Annotated in this window: 15 protein-coding genes; 6 read left to right on the forward strand and 9 right to left on the reverse strand. The window is 41.7% G+C overall.

The genetic code is table 11. From position 1 onward, the window contains the following. The 3 genes from GXO74_09105 to GXO74_09115 form a co-directional block, all read right to left on the reverse strand. A partial coding sequence (locus GXO74_09105; GenBank protein NOZ61827.1) for a tetratricopeptide repeat protein occupies positions 1-1,625 on the reverse strand: 1,625 nt, incomplete at its 3' end. Positions 1,626-1,672: 47 nt separating this feature from the next. Next, complete coding sequence (locus GXO74_09110; protein NOZ61828.1) at positions 1,673-2,359, reverse strand: response regulator transcription factor; 687 nt, start codon at positions 2,357-2,359, stop codon at positions 1,673-1,675. 140 nt (positions 2,360-2,499) lie between these two features. Then, positions 2,500-4,590 (reverse strand): hypothetical protein, encoded by a 2,091-nt coding sequence (locus tag GXO74_09115; protein ID NOZ61829.1) that lies wholly within the window; start codon positions 4,588-4,590, stop codon positions 2,500-2,502. A gap of 584 nt (positions 4,591-5,174) precedes the next feature. On the opposite strand from GXO74_09115, the gene GXO74_09120 reads away from it, so the two are divergent. The 5 genes from GXO74_09120 (at position 5,175) to GXO74_09140 (ending at position 11,648) form a co-directional block, all read left to right on the forward strand. Continuing rightward, positions 5,175-5,804 carry a hypothetical protein gene (locus GXO74_09120; protein NOZ61830.1) on the forward strand — a complete coding sequence of 210 codons (630 nt, stop codon included), beginning with the start codon at positions 5,175-5,177 and terminating at the stop codon, positions 5,802-5,804. Between the two features lie 107 nt (positions 5,805-5,911). Beyond that, positions 5,912-6,322 (forward strand): hypothetical protein, encoded by a 411-nt coding sequence (locus GXO74_09125; GenBank protein NOZ61831.1) that lies wholly within the window; start codon positions 5,912-5,914, stop codon positions 6,320-6,322. A 37-nt stretch (positions 6,323-6,359) separates the two neighbouring features. Next, complete coding sequence (locus GXO74_09130; protein NOZ61832.1) at positions 6,360-7,478, forward strand: hypothetical protein; 1,119 nt, start codon at positions 6,360-6,362, stop codon at positions 7,476-7,478. 107 nt (positions 7,479-7,585) lie between these two features. Beyond that, positions 7,586-8,263, forward strand: a complete 678-nt coding sequence (locus GXO74_09135; protein NOZ61833.1) for a hypothetical protein — start codon at positions 7,586-7,588, stop codon at positions 8,261-8,263. Between the two features lie 16 nt (positions 8,264-8,279). Then, a complete protein-coding gene (locus tag GXO74_09140) occupies positions 8,280-11,648 on the forward strand; it encodes a CHAT domain-containing protein (protein NOZ61834.1) in 3,369 nt (1,122 codons plus the stop codon). A 22-nt stretch (positions 11,649-11,670) separates the two neighbouring features. Here GXO74_09140 and GXO74_09145 read toward each other — a convergent pair whose 3' ends face one another. From GXO74_09145 to GXO74_09170, 6 genes are all read right to left on the reverse strand, one after another. Continuing rightward, the gene (locus tag GXO74_09145) at positions 11,671-13,767 is read right to left on the reverse strand and encodes a M3 family metallopeptidase (GenBank protein NOZ61835.1); all 2,097 of its coding nucleotides are present in this window, start codon (positions 13,765-13,767) and stop codon (positions 11,671-11,673) included. A gap of 138 nt (positions 13,768-13,905) precedes the next feature. Beyond that, a complete protein-coding gene (locus GXO74_09150; GenBank protein ID NOZ61836.1) occupies positions 13,906-14,595 on the reverse strand; it encodes a PilZ domain-containing protein in 690 nt (229 codons plus the stop codon). A gap of 10 nt (positions 14,596-14,605) precedes the next feature. Next, the gene (locus GXO74_09155; protein NOZ61837.1) at positions 14,606-15,649 is read right to left on the reverse strand and encodes a radical SAM protein; all 1,044 of its coding nucleotides are present in this window, start codon (positions 15,647-15,649) and stop codon (positions 14,606-14,608) included. Next, on the reverse strand, positions 15,646-16,800 hold the full coding sequence (locus GXO74_09160; protein ID NOZ61838.1) for a glycosyltransferase: 1,155 nt from the start codon (positions 16,798-16,800) through the stop codon (positions 15,646-15,648). The genes GXO74_09155 and GXO74_09160 overlap by 4 nt, the downstream gene beginning before the upstream one ends. Continuing rightward, a complete protein-coding gene (locus GXO74_09165) occupies positions 16,797-17,948 on the reverse strand; it encodes a glycosyltransferase (GenBank protein ID NOZ61839.1) in 1,152 nt (383 codons plus the stop codon). The genes GXO74_09160 and GXO74_09165 overlap by 4 nt, the downstream gene beginning before the upstream one ends. Before the next feature lie 100 nt (positions 17,949-18,048). Continuing rightward, complete coding sequence (locus GXO74_09170; GenBank protein NOZ61840.1) at positions 18,049-19,635, reverse strand: capsule assembly Wzi family protein; 1,587 nt, start codon at positions 19,633-19,635, stop codon at positions 18,049-18,051. Between the two features lie 802 nt (positions 19,636-20,437). Between GXO74_09170 and GXO74_09175 the strand changes: the two genes are divergently transcribed. Beyond that, entirely contained in the window at positions 20,438-20,647 is a 210-nt protein-coding gene (locus GXO74_09175) for a DUF2281 domain-containing protein (GenBank protein ID NOZ61841.1), read from the forward strand. Positions 20,648-20,717 lie beyond the last annotated feature (70 nt).

Raw genomic sequence — 20,717 nt, forward strand, 5'->3', positions numbered from 1 at the left:
TTCCCTCTTGTAATTGAAAGAGTAGCATCAAAGACTTTAGTATCGGCAAATAATATTTTAAACAGAAAAACCCGAGAATTTACACCATCAACCATCGAATATGTGGCACGTGCTTCAAGTACCCACTGTCTGCCATAAATTGGACGGCTAATTTCGAGTGCGGGGTAATACCAAAACCACCACTCTGTAAAACTTGGCATATAATTGATAGCGTTTCCCGGGACCATGGCAGGATCTAAATAATATCGGAGATAACCCGGATTATCAGATAGTGAATATCTGCCAAAAGACTGATAATCATAAACATTTGTTTTTTCCCACCCTGAAACTGTCCAGGCATCATCCAAATTCGACGAATTAAATTCTTCTTCGAAATTGACATTTTCTTTTTTATTCGATGTTATGTTAAGACTTGAGCTTGTAATGTGGTTTTTCCCCAGCCCTTTCATGGACAATAATGAGCCAACAAGATCAGAAAGTACAATGTAAGAATCGCCAAAGGGTTTGCCATTTTTTATTGGTGTTGCCCAAAGATCCGGGATGCCGCGACCTTGACTGCGATATAATAATAATTTTCCATCGGGTCCCCATATTGGGCTTTCAAAACCAACGTAACCTGACTTCCCTTTTGTTATCTTTACTTCTTGTTTATCTTTAAAATTATAAATAAAAATGTGCCTTTGATTCCACTTTAATAAATCATAAGCTACAAATTTGCCATCAGGAGAAAATTTTAGCCCACGCGTTTGGGAACCTAATTGGGTTATTTTCTCCAAATTGCCATCAGTTGAAATTAGGGCTAAATAGTGTTCTGGGTTAGATGAATATAAGTTGTTAAAAATTTCGCATAGAATTTTTTTACCATCCGGCGTCCAATCATGGGGGAAAATCATGAATTTAGGATTTGAATATACCACTATATTTTTTTTATTAAATGTTGTCACTATATGTAATTCAATAAAATTAATTGCGCGATACTGGCTGTATGCAATATGTTTACTATCCCTGCTCCAGACAGGATGATAAGCAAATTTATGTGTTTTTGACCAATCAATGTTGGTTATTTTTTCTTCAGCCCTATTTTTCAAATTTCTAATCTTTAAATTTCCAGTTGTCCAGTCTGTGAAAGCAAAGAATTTTCCATCGAAAGAGACCGCAGTCATTGGATCAAGAGTCAAGCGTTCAAAATAGTACTTTACCAACTTATTTGTTGCTGGTGGCTTTTTTAAGCTCAATAGTTTCTTTCTCGCTATGGCAGCAATTTCGAGTTGATCTGCATAGTCCGTTACAATTCTCTGGTAAGATTGAGATGCTTTTTCCTCCCCTAATTTTTCATAACACAAGCCAATATGAAGCAATGCATTTGCTGCCAAAAAGCGATTTTCCGGATAGAGCAGGACAATCTGCTGGTAATAGTACAGGGCTTTGTTCAAATCACCTTCTACTTCTTCTGCATATAAGCCAGCTTGAAAAATCACTCCCTGAGATCGAACTCCATGGGAAAAAATGAAAATTGTTAATAGGCAAAAGAGTAAAGATTTTAATTGTAGGGATAGATTTTTCATTGATTTTTTTATGTTAGATTTTTGATTGTGGCTTTCCGTTTGTGGCTCAAAATTTATCATTCAGAATATGTTGTCTGCAATCCAAAATTACAAATCCAGAACCGAACCTATTGTTCAACAGCAAGCATATACCCCACACCTCGCACGCCTACGATGTATTTTGGTTTTGCCGGATCATTTTCTATTTTCTTGCGCAAGTTAGCAATGTGCGTATCAACTGTTCGTTGGGTCACGTAAACATCACTGCCCCAGATCGCATCCAACAGTTGGTCGCGCGTTATCACTTCGTTTTTATGTTTAACCAGGAAGTGGAGTAAAGAAAATTCCAAAGCGGTAAAGTAAATTGACTCGCCACCTTTTTTAGCGCTGTATTTTTTAAAATCCAGTTCAATATCGCCAAAATAAAAACATGCGATTTCGCGTTCAGTATTTTTGCTACGGCGTAACAATGCCTTGACTCGAGCCAGTAATTCACGCGGACTAAACGGTTTGGTAACATAGTCATCGGCACCAAGCTCCAGACCCAAAATTTTGTCGATTTCCTCGCTTTTTGCAGTTAACATTAAAATAGGGGTAAAGGTGTCTGTTTTTCTCAATTCGCGACAGACATCAAAACCATTCATTTCGGGAAGCATAATGTCGAGAATGATTAGATCAAATTTTTCCTTTTGCGCTCGACTCAGACCATTCTTACCGTCAGCAGTTTGCTCAACCTCGTATCCCTCAAATTCCAGGTCATCAGTCAGCGCCATGCGGATATTTTTGTCGTCTTCGATGATGAGAATTTTTGCCATTTTTAAGCCTGTTTATTTGATTTTTTCAAAAAAGTTTCGACAGGATTTACAGGATAATCTGGATTTTGCTAATTGTTGAAATTTTTGGGAAAAGACAAATTCCCCTGACAAATTATTCTCTTCTATTTTTTTGTCAAGTTTCAATTCAAAATTGGCAATTTAATTTTAAACGTGCTGCCTTTGCCTACTTCGCTAACAACGTCTATTTTGCCGCGATGCGCTTCAACGATCAGCTTCACCAGAGTCAAGCCCAAGCCGCTGCCTTTGATTTTTGTGCGCACCGAGTCATCTCTGCTGCGATAAAATTTGTCAAAAATTTTGCCCTGCTCGTCGGCAGGGATGCCGATGCCGAAATCCTGCACCGAAAAAATAATCTCACTTTTTTCGCGATAGCAGCGAATGATGATTTTTTTCCTTTTGTCAGAATATTTAGCCGCATTGTCCAGCAAATTATTGATGACCTGGGCCAATCCGGCGCGGTCAATTGAAATTTTTGGCATTCCTTTTTGGATTTCAGTTTCAATTTTAAAACCTTCTTCCTGGAGACGTTCGATGGGAGAAATCAGCAGAACAGCGAGAAATTTACCGAAATCAATCAATTCAAAATCAAATCGTCTTTTTTTGCTTTCAATTTTGGAAAAATCCAGAATATTATTGATTAGCAGCGATAGTTTTTCGCTTTGTTCGACAATTACGTCGTAATATTTTTGTTTTCGGTCGGCAGTGGGCACTCTGCCGCGCTGTAACATTTCCGCCAATTGTCGAATGGAGGTGAGCGGACTGCGCAATTCATGGGAAATTGTGGAAACGAAGTCGGATTTCAGTTTCGCCAGCTCGATCTCGCGGGTGATGCTGATGGAAGTTAACACGAGTCCGAAACCCAGAATTCCGGCGATGAGTAAAAATGAGTACAAATAAATGCTGCGCCGCAATTTGAGAAAATTTTCAAAAAGATGCAGGTCTTTTTGGTAAAATTCAATCGTCCACGGCGGAAAATCATCGACAAGATTTGTCCGCACAGTCATTTTCCCGGCTTCGAAATTTTCCGAGCAAAACAGGACGTTTTTATTTTTACCCAGGATGCGATAGCAGGAATTCTTCAGCGCCAGTTTTTTCCGAAATTGCGGAGTACTGATCCTGTCAATCAATTTTTCCTCATCCCAGAGGATTCCCAGCGAAATTCCTGACTGCACTTTTGCCTTTAAGCTTTCAGGCAGCAAGCTCAAAAAATACTCGCGGTTTTGAGCGGTGAGCGAAAGATGACGCACCGCGGAATCGGTCGGAATTTTTTCGGCGATTGATCTGCGGCAATCCGTTTCAAAAGCAAGCAATTTTTCTGCCATTAGTTTTTCTTTCCGAACAATGGCATTCAGACTATCGTATTTGCTTTGAAATTGTGATTTAGCCAGCGCTGATTTCATTAAATTATCCAGCGAATTTTTGATATTCTTCAAATAGAAAAAATATTCGGAGCGAGTCAAATACCATTCTCGCTGCGTCAGATTTTCGAATAATTGAAAAAAATTATCCGCCGCGGCGAACGTGTCTTGTTGCGCTAATCTCAGCTCTGCCATTGCAGTGCCAGCAATCAAATTCAAGGGAATTTCCCCCGTCTCCCGATTCCCCTTGAATTTTTCCGAAAGAAGACGATAGGTGATGTGCGCCTGTTTGAGGTTATTATTTTTTCTGTACAAGCGGGCGAGTGCGAGTAAAATTACTCCTTGTGAATTTTTATTTTTCCTTTTTGTTAATTCGGAACGATAGATTGTGATCGCTTTGTTGTATTCTTTTGTTTGAAATTCAAAATAATCAGCGCGTGGAAATTGGGTCTGAATTTGCTCAAGTTCTAAATATTTTTCATCGTCAGAGAAGAAAAGCAACCCGGGGTGAAGAAATTCCATTTCGCCATCAGACCTGGCGGTGAAGATTGCATACCAGGGAAGAGAATCGAGATTATTTTCCCATGCGGAATTTTTGAAATTGGTTACGATGATCCCGCGTGAGAAAAATTGACGGCGAACGGCTAACTCTGTTTGTCTGATTTGTTCGTTGATAGCGGCTAAAATTTTCTTTGCTGCCCGTTGGTGCGCGGTAACAATTTTTTTCTCTGTCAGCGCCGTGTCGTTGCGAATTCCGCGCAGCGCAAAGTACGCCAAAATAATGCACGGCAACACGATCCCGGACAAAAAATACAAAATGATGCGATTGAGTTTTGGAACGGCGATGTTCATTTTAGGCCAATTTTTCTCATTCTGCCGGATGCGAAAAGAGAAATGTAGTCGGGGTGCAGAATCGGACGAAATAAAATCTCTGTGCCCGAAGTTGTTGGTTTTTTTCCGGCAATTTAAATCTTCGGTCTAAAGTTATTGAAAAAAAAGGAAGATGTCAAGGGAAAAATGGAGAACAGCATTCCACGTTTGATGATTGGTACTACTTAGCAAATTTAGATATCAGATGATTTTTTTTTTATTATTTAGCCAATTAAACATCCCCCTAAATCCCCCTTCAAAGGGGGACTTACTTGGTTCTTTCCTTTTGAAGGGGGAGTTACTTGATTCCCCCCTTTGAAGGGGGGACAGGGGGGATGTAAAAAAGCAATCTGACTAAACAATATTAGTTAGTTTAGCGTTAATGAACCAATGAATGGCGGAGGGCATCGGAGAACATTTACGCGCTGATATAAAAAATTCTTGACATTATTGAATATATTTTCTATATTAAATGCAAATCTAAATAATAAAAATAATATTTGTAATCAAAGAAAATTGCTGTAAAATTAAATTCTGATTATTCAACTTAGTCGTTTTGGAGTGTAATGAAAAGTGATTTAAAAAATATTTCCTTTTATACTCTCCTTGATTATTGCAGTGATGTTAGGTCCCCGAATTGGGAAAGTGCCTGGTGCGTTTTTGTAGAGCGATATTATCCGTTTCTTTATGCCAAGGCAGAATCTGTATGTCGCCGCTGGAACATTTCTCGTTTGAAGTTGCAGTTGAAAGATACAGCAAAAATGATCGTCGACGATGTATTTGAAACGCTCTACAAAGATGACTGTAAGGCGCTGCGTGAATTTCGTGAACGGGAAAATGAGAAGCTTTTTCGTTATTGGCTTTCGATACTTTGCTCCCGAGCGGCAAGCCGATTTATTAAAAAACACCTGCCAAAATTTTTTGTGGAACAATCTGGTGATATTGAGGATTTTGGTGCCCATCTTCCGTATTATCAAAGTTGGGAAATATATGAGCATTTAGTTCATTTGCTTCGGAATTCGCTGAAAACTCAATCTCAAAGTCTGGAGCGAAATATTCAAATTTTCATGTTGCGCTCATGGGCTGATTTCTCCTCTCGAATGGTCCTCGCCCACCCCTGTTTGGAAGGATTAAGTGAACACAATGTTGACGTCATTAAGTTCCGTCTTGTAAAAGCTTTTTCTTCCTCCGACTGAAAAAATTTGTGAGATTCCCACTAAAGTTTCGCTCTTGATAGATAGAAATAGGCCTTAAAAATTTGTTGAAAGATGTCATCCCTCACCTTAAAAAATTGAGGTTCAAGATGCTAATGAAAGAGAGCGTTCCTTCCCTGGGCAAAGTGCTTGCATTTTTATACGCTGAAAAATCAGCGGGCAAGACTTTCAATAGCCTGGAGTTGCCGATGAATGTGAAAGTGGAATTTGTCCGCCTGAAGGAACAAGTCAAGAATATCAACACTAATGGCATTGCGGAACAAATCATAAATGAAATCCCGGAAAAGCAGTGTTCCAGCGCACATCCTTTTCTTAACAATAACACGGAATTTTTTCTGCTCTTTTTTGCTATGGAAAAGGATCAAGAGACGAAGCGCAAGTTGTGCCGCCAATTGAACATTCATTTGAATAATTGTTTTCGCTGCTTTTCTGCTTTCAGCGACGTTTTGCGCAGCTATTTTTTTGAATATGCTAGTTTAATGAATAGAGAAATTGAATAAATGGAAAATAATAAGATTCTTTGTTAAGGAGTCAGAAGTGAACATTCGAGAACAGATTTCCCTTGAGGAAGTGCTTGATTATGTGCGGGGAAATTCACACAAAAAAATGGGGGCATTGATCGAATCTTTTCATGGCAAAGTGCTGAAAGAATTGCTGGATCAGTTGAAAAAAATGTACGATAAGGATTTGTTGAAAAATGAAAAAAATGTGGGTGAATCGGACTTTTTTCGATTGGCCGACGAGACTTTGTACCAATTTTTTTCAGGGGGATTGCAATTAGAAACAGCGACTGCATTTTTGCACGCGCTGGAGAAATCACCGGTGGTTTTTGACATTTTGCTTTCAAAAATCGAGTCGGACACGCCGGAAGTGAATGAGCAGCATTATCTTGAATTACAGGAAAGTTTGAGTGCGGAGTACCCGCGAATTGTTGAAAAAATCAAAAATTCTGTGAAGGGTAGCGATGTCAAACGTGAGAAAAATCAATGGAAAATCGCGGAAAAATTGCAAGAATATTTTTCCCATTTGTTTTTACCGGCAAAAATGCCTCGTGCGGCCTGGGCTGTTGTTTTTGCTTGCGTTGTGATTATTGGCGGTTATTTTTATGTGAGTCAAATAAATGGTTCCGGAGACCAGTGGCGCCAGTATTTGAAGAAAGGTGATTACAGCGGCACGCAATTCAAAGGCAGCGGCATTTTCCCGGAAAGCGATTCGCTCGAAGTCATTATCAGAAATAATTTCAACGCCGCGATGAGCGACTACTTGTACGAAGATTACTCTGCGGCCATTGAGAAATTCGATGCCTTAAATGCTCAACTCGCAGCGCTGAAGCCGGAAAAAAAATATTCACAATTGAGGCGAGACCTGAATTTTTATCAGGGTCTGGCTTATCTTTTCCTTACGTCCGACAGAAAAATATCTGCGAAAATGAAAAGTAACTATTTGGAAAAATCAGAATCGCACATTAAGCGCGCCATTGGAATGGCTAATAAATTATCGCTCGACAAGACGGGCCGTGAATATTACTATCTCGGATTGATTTATGCTATTCAGAATCAGCCGGACTCGGCTATGGTTTGGCTGGTAATGATTGATTCCAATAGTTCGTTTTATCACCGGGCGGAAGAAATTGTTCGAAAGCTGGAAAAACATTAATCCGTTTCTGTGAGATTCGGAAAAAGCATCCTCTGTTTCGCATCCCCCGAGAAAATTCGATTTCGCAGGAGAATATATTTTGAATCCTATTTTTCAAGGAGGAAGCCATGATACAAATTGACAAAAAAATCATATTTCTCGCTCTTTTCTTCATTTTCTTCATTTCCACAAATTGCGTCGGGCAAACTCATTTCGCAAAGAAAAAAATAGGAGATGCTGAACATTTAATCACCAATGTGGGCAGTTCAACAAATTTTCTTGAGAAAATTGGCGAGGAAATGGTAAAAACGATGCTCAAGGGCGATCCGCCGCCTCCCTGTCCGCCGATTGATACCGTGAGGTCTTCAATAATGACCGGCGATTTCGTTAGTGCCCTTACAGGAGAGTTCCAAACCACCAGTAGAGTCAGCGATGTATATAGCAGCCAGGTTAGATTTAGCAAAAACGACCCATATTCAACGGCAATTTTTACAGCTAAATTGATGGATATATATTCTTGCGACAATCAAGTAAGCATATTGCCTGAAATCTGTTGTTGCAAAAAATTGCTTTATGAGACTCTTAGCAATCTGGCAATTGAATATATTGTGGAATATTATCCCCCTACAACAACAGAGAGCTTGCTCGTTGGTTACGAAGGCAGCCTGACGGTTGGAGCGGACGAAGAAGTTTTTGGTCTTTCCACAGAAAATACTTATGAAGATTTCAGTTCGCAGGTGAGACTCATAAAAAATGCTGATCAGGGTTACGTTATCATCGAGGTCGCCGTAAAGAGAATTCAATAAACTCGGAAAATAGCCAATGATTGGAAAAATGATTAAAAATTTTTTCCAATGCTTATTCCTTTGCTTTTTCGTTTTGGGACCGGGAAGAGGCAGCGGGACGGAAATCACGCACCGTCCCGCTGTTGCCTTGCAATTTTATCAACTGGTTTCATCGCTTGAAAATGCCCCTGTGGATTCTTCTGTTCAAAGGCTGAATCGTTTCCTGCAAAAACATCCTGATTATGCGCCTTGTTATAAGAAGATTTTCGAGTTTTTCTTAATAAAAAATGATCTCAATGGCGCGATTGATTTTTTCAATTCACTGAGCAAAAACGAACGCTATAAAATCAACAGCTACCGCATGTTGGGGAATTCCTGGGCTTATCTCGGGAAATTAGATAGCGCGAGATTTTATTTTAATTTGTATTTTTCCCGAGTCCCCGCACCTGATGTCGATGCTATCGAAGAATTTGTCACTCAATTTTTTCGTTTCGAAAATTCTCACAAACTTCTGTCGCAATTTAAAACTTTTCAACTACCGCCGTCGTATCAAAAAATTGCAGAAATTTTTATCGATTTTCATTCTGCAAAATACACTTATGTCATTGAAAAGATCAAAGAATTGCCTTCAGAATTTGCTAATGAACTCTCATTGATTCGTGCTTATGGCAAAAGTTTTTTTCGCCTAAAACAGATGAATAAGGCGGATTCAGTTTTTACGCGCGGTTTAAAATTGGCAGAATTGTGTCAGGATTTTGAAGAAAAGGCGGAATTTTTGACAAACTTTGGTATGGTTCAGTTTTACCAACATAATGTGGATACAGCGCTTGCCTTGCTGGACTCTGCCTATGAAATTTCAGTACATTTCAGCGACTATTATCATCAGCAACGAACAGCAGGGAATTTAGGTTATATTCTTCGCATCAAAGGAGACTATGAAAAGTCGATAAAATTTTCTCAAAAGGCGGCTTCGCTGGCTCTTTCCATTTTTCGTGAAGATTTCGCTGCTGCCTGGTATTATAACCTGGCATCAGCATTTATTCAGCGGGGGCGTTATTACGATGCGCTGGTGAATTTTGACAAATGTTCAAATGTGGCGTTGCAGGTGAAGCGGAGCGATATTTTTAATCGGGCTTTGATTTCCAAAGGCGATTTACTCATTTACTTGAATCTGGAAGAATTGGCAAAAGAACTCCTGGGAAATTTTGCTATCGATTCGCTCAAGTTCAGAGATCCGTTTTACCGGCTATCTGCTAAAGTTCGGTTGTCGGATTTAACAGAACAAACTGAAATTAATCAAAATGTGGAAATAATTTACAACAGATTTTTTGATTCTCTCCGCAAAAGGAATCAACGCATTTCTGCTGCTTTTTGGACCGGAAAATTGGCGAGTAAATATCGCGAAAACAAGCAATTGAAAAAATCCAAGAAGTTGTATTTACAAGCTATGAAGGAATCGCAAGAGGCGGGCTATGAAAATTATGAATACTGGTATCTGCTGGATATTGCAAATATCGAGATTGCTAGCGATGAGATAGGTTCTGCTCTGAATCGATTGAAAAAGATCATTGTTTTTGCCAGTGAAAAAGAGGATAACAATTTGCTTTTACAGGCATATTCTCATATAGGCCAGGCCTTTTTTGAAATTGGAGACCTGGACAGCGCAATTCAAAATTTCGCACAATCCATTGAATTGATTGAGCAGGAAAAAGAACATTTGCAGGTTGACCAGCTTCGCATTGGCTATTTGAGCAAAAGATATGAGGTTTATCGAAAATTAGTCGAGTGCTATTTTCGAAAATACGAACAAAGCGGAAAAGAATCATTCATTGATTCAACGTTTTTAATATTGGAGCGAGGCCGAGCGCGGGAATTGTATGAGATGAAGTTCCTGACAAGAGAAGATAAATCTCCGGAAAACGCCCCGCAGCTCAAACATTCCATCGAAGAATTTTCTCAAGTACAAAATAAATTGCGTGATCAAATGTGCGGATTTTCACCGGCAAAATCGGCCAGTGAAATGATCACCGAATTTCAAGCGGCGCGATATTCTTTGTTGAATAGCTATTTGCACAGCAAAACAGACAGTTCCGGCAATGCAATGTCCGGGAAAAATTTTTTGCAATCTTTTTCAAAAATGTCCTCTCATTTCAACAAATCAGGCGTCGGAATTTTGATTTATTACCTGAATAAAAACGTGAGTTTTGTGCTGGCCGGGTCGAATGGCAACATTCAGGCTATTCGTCTCAAAACAAGTGAGGAGAAAATTGGCGCAGCAGTGGAAAAATTGATGGAGAGTTTCCATCTTCCTTTTGATTTGTCCGGAGATCAGGAATTTCCAATTTTTGACGCTTCCCTTGCCCATGATTTGTACAAACAATTGATTGCGCCAGTTGAAAGGAAAATATCGCTCCCTGAGCAATTACTCATTATTCCGGATTCTTATTTGTCCCTTTTGCCTTTTGAACTTCTGCTGACAGCAGAGCCTCGGATGAAACAATACCGGCTGGAGGATTTTCCCGATTACACGCCTTATTTTTTAATTCAAAAACACAAAATTTGTTACGCGCCCTCGCTGGCAATTATCAGCGAGGATCATAAAATGATTCCGGCGAAACCTGAATTTTCCATTTTTTCCAATCCATGTTCATTTTTGCGAACCGAGCCGGTGCCAGGTTCCTTTCGTAAAAAGATTTCACAATATACGGGCTGGAGTTTTTCACCGTTGCCGTTTTCCGATTTTGAAGCCAAAAAAATCAGCGAAATCTATCCGCGCGCCCGAATTTTTCGGCGCGAGAAAGCAACAGAGGAGCAGCTTTTCCGCCAATTGGCTGATCAAGACATACTTCACATTTCCACGCACGGATTTGCTGATTTGAAGTTTGATATTTTTTCCGGACTGATTCTGGCAAAAGGGGAAAATTCCTTAAATGATGGCATTCTGCAAAGCTATGAAATAAATCAGGTCAAAGTCAATCCCAGACTGGTCGTGCTCAGCGCTTGCGAGACCGGCAGGGGAAAAAATGTGGATGGCGAGGGCGTTTTAGGCTTGCCGAGAATGTTTCTGGGAAAAGGAGCAGCGGCAGTTTTGATGACGCTCTGGAAAGTGGAAGATCGATTCACTTCCGAATTGATGATTCGTTTTTACAATAATCTGCTCCATTCGGAAAAAAATGTAACCAATGCGCTGGCAGATGCAAAATTAGCATTGTTGAAAGATGTCAGAAGTATCGACGGTGTTTATTACCAGCATCCGTTTTTCTGGGCGCCATTCTGTCTTTACGGCGAACCCATTCTACAGGTGGAAAAGAAAAAAACTCCGCTTCTTTTATTGGGATTGGGCGCGTTAATTTCTGTTTTATTTGCAGCTTGGATGGGAAGAAAAACCTTGCGCAAGTTCAAATGAGCCTGCGCAAGGTTGTCTATTTTTACAACAATCCTCGTTTTTTCAGCAACGGTTCAATTTTCGGCTCTCTGCCGCGGAATTTTTTGTACATTTCCATGGGCTCTTCAGTACCGCCGCGAGAGAGGATGTATTTGCGGAATTTTGCAGCGGTTTCTTTGTCGAACAGGCTGGTTTCTTTGAACGCCTGAAATGCGTCGGAGTCCAGCACTTCCGCCCAGATGTAACTGTAGTAGCCAGCGGAATAGCCGCCGGAAAAAATGTGGCGGAAATAGGGACTACGATAACGCACGACGATTTCCGGAATGAGACCGATTCTGTCCATGGATTTTTTCTCAAATTCGTGCGCATTTTGCAGCGTGGTGTCCGTCAAAGTGTGCCAGTCCATATCGAGAAACGATGCCGCCAGATATTCCACAGTGGCAAATCCCTGATTGAATTTACTCGATTTTTTGATTTTTTCAATGAGCTCGTCGGGAATCGGCTCGCCGGTTTTGTAGTGTTTGGCGAAAGATTTCAGCACTTCCGGTTCCGCTGCCCAGTTTTCCATGATTTGCGAGGGTAGTTCCACAAAATCGCGCGGTACTTCCGTACCCGAAAGCAACGGATAGGTGCAGTCAGAAAGCAGCCCGTGCAACGCATGGCCGAATTCGTGGAATAGTGTACTGACTTCTTCGAAGCTCAGCAAAGATGGGTTATCCGCCGTGGGTTTTGAGACGTTAAAAACGTTACAGACGATGGGAGTGACTTCTACACCGCCGACGCGCTGCTGTTTGCGGTACGCATTCATCCAGGCGCCGCCGCGCTTACTGGCGCGCGGAAAATAGTCGGTGTACAGAATCCCGAGGTGGCTGCCATCTGCATCTTTGACCTCAAAAACTTTCACGTCAGGATGATAGACCGAAATATCATGGCGTTCTTCGAAAGTGAGACCGTACAATTTATGCGCGACATCAAAAACGCCTTGAATCACATTTCCCAATTTAAAATAGGGACGCAGCATTTCTTCGTCTAAATCGTATTTGGCTTTGCGGACTTTTTCCGAATAATACCACCAATCCCAGGGCTGAAGCTTGAAATTATTGCCTTCTTTGTAAATCATGGACTGCAATTCATAGGCTTCTTTTTTCGCCATGTTCAGCGCCGGCTTCCAGATTTTCCAGAGTAAGTCGTAAACATTTTTGGGCGTTTTTGCCATGTTTTCTTCCAGAACATAGTCCGCATGAGTCGGATAGCCTAACAGATGCGCCCGTTTCACGCGCAGAGAAACGATCTTGGTAAGAATTTTTTTGTTATCATATTCGTTGTCATTGTCCCCGCGCATGATATAGGCTTTGAACATCTTTTCGCGCAAATCCCGTTTGTCGGAATATTGCAGAAATGGGATCAGACTCGGTTTGTGCAAAGTGAACAGCCATTTTCCTTCGTAGCCTTTGGCTTTGGCGGCTTCGGCCGCGGCAGCGCGAACCGCCTCCGGCAATCCGGAGAGGTCTTCTTCATTGTCAATTACTAACTCAAAATTGTTGTCTTCTTTGAGCACATTTTCGCCGAATTGCAGGGTGAGCATGGAAAGTTGCTTGTTGATTTCTCTGAGTTTTTCTTTGTCTTCGTCGGAGAGATTAGCGCCGTTGCGCACGAAGTCTTCGTAATATTTTTCCAGTAAGCGATTTTGCTCGGCAGTCAGGTCCAATTGATCTCTTTGCTCGTAAATCGCTTTGATGCGCTGAAATAGTTTCGCATTGAGCATGATGTCGTCGCTGTGTTTGGAGAGCAGGGGAGAAACTTCCTTGGAAATCGCTTGTAGTTCATCGCTGGTATTAGCAGACGTCAAATTAAAAAACACGTTGCTCACTTTGGTCAGAAGCTTGCCGCTCTCTTCCATGGCTTCGAGGGTATTCTCGAACGTCGGTGCTTCTTTATTGTTCGCGATTGCCTGAATCTCCTGCTGCTGATTTTCCATTCCCTTTTTGAAAGCAGGCATGTAATGTTTCAGTTGGATTTTCTCAAACGGCGGTGTGCCAAAGGGGGTGTTCCATGTCTCAAAAAATGGATTGCCGCCAAATTTGGAACAGGCAAATAACAGCAGAGAGCTTAAAAGCATGATTAAGATTTTTTCTTTCATTCACATCCTCCGTGGGTTACGAGTTTCGAGTTACGAATTCATAGTTTAAAGTTCACGGTTTTGATTCAAATTTTCGCAAAAAAACTAATGCCCAGTGCCTAATGACAAATGACTACATTCACCTTTAACTACTCACCATTATTCATCTTTCCGGTGAATAACTTTCATTTTCCCCGATTTTTTATTTTCTCTTATTTTCTGATATGCTAAATCGCACAACGAAAGAAAATCACTCTTCAATTCTTCAGGCACTCCCGGCTGCTGCCTTTTTATTTCGTCCAGTAATTCGAAAAACCACCAGCGGTCTTCGAGAGAGAGATGGTCTGTGATGTCGGCGAAAGATTCGTAGACTCGCTGCTGTAAATCCGCGGCTTGTGGTGTTCGGAAATAATTTTCTGCTTCCAAAACACGATTCCAGATGTTTGATTCCCATTGTTTTTTCTCTTTTTCCTGCGTGGCCCTGGACTTGGGAGCTTTTGGCGGAATCGTTGATTGAGCCAATTTTGCGTCAATTTTTCGAAATTCCACGGCGCAATAGCAGGCGCGGGCTTCCAGAATGGGATGAATGCGAAGTATTTTGCCGGCGCAGCGGAACGGTTTTCGATTGGGCGGAATGATTTCGATAATTTTAATCTTTTGATGATTCATTTCCAGAAAATAGTCCATGTCCGGCGTGGAAGCCAACATGCCGCCGCGGCTGATATTGACCACGTCCACGGAAAATTGCTGGCCGTTTTCCAGAAAAAACAGCACCTTGGGCTGATTTTTTTGATCCGGGTAGTAACGCGGATACTTCCTTCTTTCTTTCAAATTTTTTGTGGCTGACATGGCGTCACAATCATCTTCTGGTCAATTTTAATTTGTGAATGTTTTCTCGGAACTCCTTCAGCGAGCGCGGATGAGTCGCCAAATAGCGCTGCGTGTAGCAAGTGGTCCAGCATCCTTCGCACTGCCGGTATATTTCAAGCTGTTTCAGATAGCGCTCGCCGGAAAAAATTTCTGCCAGCGGTGATTGGAAAATATTCCCGACTGGCGGGCCGTAGCACAAATGAACAGCGCCGTCTTCCATGATTGTCGTTCGCGTAGACAGAACCGGCGAATCCACAAATGCGCACACGCCCGGCGGCCTGCCCTCGATGAACGGACGAATGCCGCGCACGAAAGAATTCAGATTTAGAATATCATCATTATTTTCCAAAAAATCAAGTAATTTATTCAATCGTTCTCCTGACCGCAGCCGCATGTCGTCGTTTTCGCGCGTGGTCGCTGTGAGCGTGTGGTACAAACCGATTGTCGTCATCCAGCCTAAATCGCGCGCTCGTTTGATCAATTCGGGCACTTGCTCTAAATTCAGATTATTCAAAACGATGTTGGCGTAAAGCAAAGATTTGGATTCGCTGCGCATGTCTGCGAGCAATTTCATGTGCTTTAGTACGGTGTCGGCGAAATTGGGCACGCCGCGCAGGTGGTCGCCGATTTCTCCGTAGCCGTCGAGAGAGGTCTGGATGTGAATGTTATTTTTCAACGCGACTTCGCCGATGCGTTCAATGACTTCGGTTTTGTTGTACAGACCGGTCACCAATGTGGTCGCGGTCGTGAAGGTGCGTTTTGCTTCCAGTAAAATTTCATCTAAATGCGGCACCAGCGTCGCTTCTCCGCCAGAGATGAAGCCGACGAAAGCGCCGTAGTCGCGCAACCGCTGCGCTAAAATTTTGAAATTTTCCGGACTCATGATCGCCGGTTCTGTTGTTCGTTCGTAAACGCTGCACTGGCGGCAGCGTTGCGTGCACAAATGCGTGAGGCGAATTTCTGTGCTCGAATTTATGGGCATTTTCTTAACTGAATGCTTCAGCGCTTTGATTGTCGTCGCTATCCATTTCATGTGTCAATCCTGAATGAAGTTAACTCCTGTCGATGCGTTCTGTCCTTCCATTTGAAATGGCCAAAAGTTCCCAAAAATCCGCTAATGGCAACGTAGGGGAGTTGCAATACTGCCCATAAGGGGAAATATTTTATCAAATCTGTTCTTTGATAGCGAAAAGCCGCGGAGACTGTCATCAAAAATTCGCTGCCGATTTTCGCCAATAAACAAATCAGCGGAACAAACAGCGGAAGTCCCAGCAACGCATAAATGGGAATGCCAATGAGAAAAATAGCGTTGAGCAACAGCATGACGGAAATGAAGATGAAAAACAGTTTGTTCAATTGCAACTGAATCGAACCGTTTGACGCCCAGCGTTTTCGCTGATTCAAAAAAGAGTGCAACGTTTTTTCCGGATGCGTCCGGTTGAAAGATGCTTCCGAATCCGCAAATCTGATTTTCCAATTTGTAAGTCTGTGAATGAGTTGCAGCAAAAGCACGTCATCGCCGGAGATTCTGTCCTTAATTTTTTCAAATCCGCCGACTTCGAGGAAGGCCTGCTTGCGATAGGCTAAATTTTGTCCCGAAGCTGCCAGCGGAATTCCCAGATTAATCGCCCCCTGGGCAGCGCCCATTAATGCTAAAAAATCAATCGCTTGCAATTGTTCGAAAATAGAATATTTTCCGCCAGGTCGCCCGAACTGAGAAAATCCGACAACCATCCCCACATCTCTCGTGAAATAGGAAACCATGGTTTCAATCCAGGTCGCTTTCACGTGGCAATCGGCGTCAGTACTCAAAATGATGTCTGCTTTGCTTTTCTGAATTCCCTGATTCAGCGCATTTTTTTTGGCTGTTAGTCCAGTGACACGGTCTGGTTTTGCCTGAAGATGAATGAAATGACGATTTTTTCGGACAAAAGAATCAATAATTTCACCGGTCCGATCTTCTGACCCATCGTTGACAATGATTACCTCAAAGGAATCAGCGGGGTAAGTTTGTTTGCTCAAATCTTCCAGCAAATCCCCGATATGATTTTCTTCATTCCGAGCAGCTACCACAACAGAGACAAATGGTTTTTTCCATGTCTGCTCTTTATCCGGAAGAAATAATGCGATAATGAGCGTCAAAACGATGATGAGATAAATAGCTGTCACGATGATAAAAATCAAATCGTTGCCTTTCCGTTTTCAGATTTCGCGTTGTAAGTTTTTCCCTTCCATTTAAATTTTCCGAATTGCCCCCAGAGTCCGAAAATTGTCACATAAATCGGATGCAAAAAAGCTGCCCAGGGAAATGATGTTAAAAAATGAGAAAGCCTGTACTGCATGGCAAACCTGTTCATGAGCAAGAAGTCGGCGATGCCTTTGGCCATGAAACTTGTCAACCAGAGGAAAATAAATTTTGGCGCAAACAGGCTCCCGAAAAAATATCCGATGAGCAGCAGATTGTAAAAATAAATTCCCGAAAGCAGCAGTACCATTTTGGGCGAATAGTGTTTTCCTTTGGAAGCGTGTCGGATGCGCTGATTGGCAAATTCGCTGAAATTTTTCGGCTGTCTGGCGTGAACCAGACTGCCGCGGTCAAAGGCATAACGAATTTCCCAGTCAGTTTCTTCTTTAATTAAATGCAATAGCAAATCATCATCGCCGGAGATGAATTGTGCAATTTTCTGGAAACCACCCACTTCGTCGAATGCTTTTTTGCGATAACCCAGATTTCTGCCGTTGCAGGTCAAACTATTTCCCAGTCCCGTGCTGCCGGCAGCAACAGCCGCCAGAGAAAGCGAATCCAGAGCGATGAAACGGGAAATAAAATTGTCTTTTTCAGCCAGATCCAGCGGCGAAAATCCGGCGACCAGTCCCACCGAAGGTTCGAAATGACGAACCATTGTCTCCACCCATGTCGCAACCGGAATTGTATCCGCATCCGTGGTCAAAATAATCTCTCCGCTGGCATTGGCGATTCCACGGGAGAGGGCAAATTTTTTCGGAGCCATTTTTCCCGTCGCCCGTTCGATTCGTAAACTGCGGATATTTTTGTGCTCTGTCTGATATTTCTTCACCACGTCAATCGTGCCATCGTTGGAACGATCGTCGATAACAATGATTTCGTACAATTCCTGCGGATAAGTTTGCCGCAACAGACTGCTCAAGCAACGGCTGATATTTTCGGCTTCATTGTGCGCAGCAACGATGACAGATACGAAATATTTTTGCTTATTTTTCCCGTCTCGTAATTGATAAAGTCCGACAATTAACGCGATGATGAGGCTGATGTAGCCGATCGTTAATAAAAGAAATATTGTGTGTAAAAACATGGGTTATTTTTCATATTTATTAAAAATCAAAAGATTTGCAAAACTTTTTTCAGTGCAAATAAGATTCTTCGTGTCTTTGAGCCTTGGTGGTGAAAAAAAATCACCAATTCCCAAACAATTCCAGCACAATGTGTTGATCCCTGCGATCATTTTTTTCCACATTGTCAGCATTATTGATGTCGATGAAATTGTATTGCAAACGAATGAAAATATCCCGCAAAATTTGATCTGTCACGGAAAATCCGAATCGCCATCGTTTTTCCACGATACCGTCGAGAAATTTTTTGCGCAAGCCATCCGATTTTTGATGGGGCGAATTGATGTCGCCTTTTCCATGCCGGATGCGTTCAACCAATAATTTTATCTGCAAATCGCGATTGACGAGAAAGTTCAAATCGCTGTAAAATTGATCCGAATTCGGCTCCAGCCAGTGACCGATGTGCTGATTGTAATGACTGTACACATTAATCGAATCGTAATGTGTGTAAACGTAAGGCTCGATTCGCGTATATTCGGTTCGAAAATCCAAATTGGGAATGCCCAGCGGATTGACCCAGTAATAGCCGGTCTGAAAAGCAAATTTATTGCCGAAATAGGTGAACGGATTTTCCGATGATGTGAAATCGTCGATGAAAATCTCGCCGTAAAATTTGTGATTTTTCGCCGGAAAAACAGTGAAATCGAAGCCCAGCGTATTGTTGTCCCGATCGCCCTGATGGTGTTCGGCGATATGGTAAAGCATAATCGGATTCAGATAGGCGGGCTCAATGCCGCGATTCCCGTAAATGACTGATTCGCCGCCGCCGAGGTAAAGCCAGCGAACAGGCCTGATTTCCAGACGATGAGCAGCGATGTATTTTTCGCCAAGTGCACTATTCAATTTTCCGTGGATGCTGGTGAAGTGGAAATATTTGTAATTCGCCCGCAAACGCAGCATGTCGAAGCGGGGGCAATTTCCGGATAGCATTAAATTCCCCTGATAGCCGGGACCCCACCGGGCATTGTCTCTGCCGAATTCCAGATCAAACCATGGCAGCCGCCAGACCAGATAAGCTGCTGCATCGTCCTGATAGACATTTTCGCCAGAAATTACCGTGGGCATGCCCAGTGAAGGGTTGAAATTTTCCCGCTGAATGTCTTCGCCGCGAACCAGTGTGTTTTCAAATTGGGCGTAAACTGCCAGTCCCTTGCCAAGTTTCGCTCTGAGAATGGCAGCGCCGGTGGTGTGCGATGTCCGCTGTGTGGAGTCCGTAGCGTCGGAACGATAAATGTCAAATCGCTGCGAAAATCCCAGGTCAGCGCGCAGTCGAGCTTTTTCTTCATCCCATTGAAAGAGATGGCGTTCGTGGTAACGTTTTTTCGCCCGTATGTTTAATTCAAATAATTCCTCGTAAAATTCGCCCTTGAGCTGTTCAAACAAATCAGCCTCGGCGCGGCTGAAAGAAACCTGTTTCCGCAGCCTCTTTCGTTCAATTTCAGCCAAAATTTTCGCAACATCATCGCGAGAAATAGGCCTCGTTCTAAGAAAATTTGATTCAACATATCCGCGCGTTTCCAGCCGTTCGAGAAAATTGTATAGCCAATGATTGAGCGGAACGTTTACCGATTGGCTGAAAATCGGAGAATAATTGAAAATAATTATCGAAATCAGTGCAATAAAAAGCTTACGCCAGTTTTGTGTTCCCAAAATTCCCTCCGGAAAATGAGATTGATGACCATAATCCAATCACTTTTGTTGCGTGAAGACAGGTAACAATATAATAATTTTTTGGTTAATATCAAGGGGAAAGTGGAAAAATTCGAGACATAGATTGATGAAAATAATTCTGTTCTGAATTAGAGTTTGGGAGTGTGGTTCAAATAAGTTTCTTTTAGGCGTTTTTTCCCACGATGTAAAACACAGCCCTTACAAAGGATTTGAACTCTTGAAGTGAAAAATCCGCGCAAGCGGATTAACATCTGTAGTAACCAACAATTGTGGCATAATGACGAACTCCGAAGGAGTTCAACAAAAAAATCGACACAGGCAAGAGTTTTTTTGAATCAGAATTGTTTAACCCTTTCAGGGTTATGACCTCATTTTTTGATTTTCTCTACAAATGTTGAACGCCTGCGACGTTCCTGGACTCAATAAATGTGAAACAATCGCTCTCATTGGATTATTTACAATTATCCCGCGCCTTCAGCGTTTAATTTTTTGGAGGGTAGTTCAAAACCGAGGGCGTTACCGCTGGTGTAAAAAGCCCTGAAAGGGCGCGATAAATTAGCATGGGGCAACGCCCTATGAAACGGGGAAAGAAAAATCATAATAAGCTCTGAAGGAGCGGAATAAAAATTTAGAATTACAAAAAAAAAGAAGCCAAAAAAGATTATCAAGAATAAGAAGTGCTCGGAAATTTTGGGGGACATTCAGTGATTTTGTTTTTTTCCTTGACTAATTGGATTTAAGAAGTTATATTATTTTTGAATATAACACGAGGTGATTCATTATGAAAATAACTGATTTAGAAGCAAAAATAGAGAAATTACCCAGTCATGTCATTCATGAAGTTAATGATTTTATAGAATTTTTATTAAAAAAATATGGCGCTAAAGAGATAGATGAAAATAAATTCAGTTTTAATTGGGAAGGTGGATTATTCAAATTGAAAAATAAATATTCATCTGTCGAGTTGCAGCATAGAAGAATCTATATATGAAGTCTGCACAATAACGTGGATGAAAAATAGTAAGTAATTTATTGATTAAGGAATTTTTAATGTCGTCTTT

The sequence above is a fragment of the Calditrichota bacterium genome (assembly GCA_013152715.1).
Taxonomy (GTDB): Bacteria; Zhuqueibacterota; Zhuqueibacteria; order Thermofontimicrobiales; family Thermofontimicrobiaceae; genus 4484-87.

What these genes read in the sequence shown, in the direction of transcription:
- GXO74_09110 (NOZ61828.1), bottom strand. Translation starts at nt 2,359, where the DNA reads ATGGCAAAAATTCTCATCATCGAAGACGACAAAAATATCCGCATGGCG.
- GXO74_09115 (NOZ61829.1), bottom strand. Translation starts at nt 4,590, where the DNA reads ATGAACATCGCCGTTCCAAAACTCAATCGCATCATTTTGTATTTTTTG.
- GXO74_09120 (NOZ61830.1), top strand. Translation starts at nt 5,175, where the DNA reads ATGAAAAGTGATTTAAAAAATATTTCCTTTTATACTCTCCTTGATTAT.
- GXO74_09125 (NOZ61831.1), top strand. Translation starts at nt 5,912, where the DNA reads ATGCTAATGAAAGAGAGCGTTCCTTCCCTGGGCAAAGTGCTTGCATTT.
- GXO74_09135 (NOZ61833.1), top strand. Translation starts at nt 7,586, where the DNA reads ATGATACAAATTGACAAAAAAATCATATTTCTCGCTCTTTTCTTCATT.
- GXO74_09140 (NOZ61834.1), top strand. Translation starts at nt 8,280, where the DNA reads ATGATTGGAAAAATGATTAAAAATTTTTTCCAATGCTTATTCCTTTGC.
- GXO74_09145 (NOZ61835.1), bottom strand. Translation starts at nt 13,767, where the DNA reads ATGAAAGAAAAAATCTTAATCATGCTTTTAAGCTCTCTGCTGTTATTT.
- GXO74_09150 (NOZ61836.1), bottom strand. Translation starts at nt 14,595, where the DNA reads ATGTCAGCCACAAAAAATTTGAAAGAAAGAAGGAAGTATCCGCGTTAC.
- GXO74_09155 (NOZ61837.1), bottom strand. Translation starts at nt 15,649, where the DNA reads ATGAAATGGATAGCGACGACAATCAAAGCGCTGAAGCATTCAGTTAAG.
- GXO74_09165 (NOZ61839.1), bottom strand. Translation starts at nt 17,948, where the DNA reads ATGTTTTTACACACAATATTTCTTTTATTAACGATCGGCTACATCAGC.
- GXO74_09175 (NOZ61841.1), top strand. Translation starts at nt 20,438, where the DNA reads ATGAAAATAACTGATTTAGAAGCAAAAATAGAGAAATTACCCAGTCAT.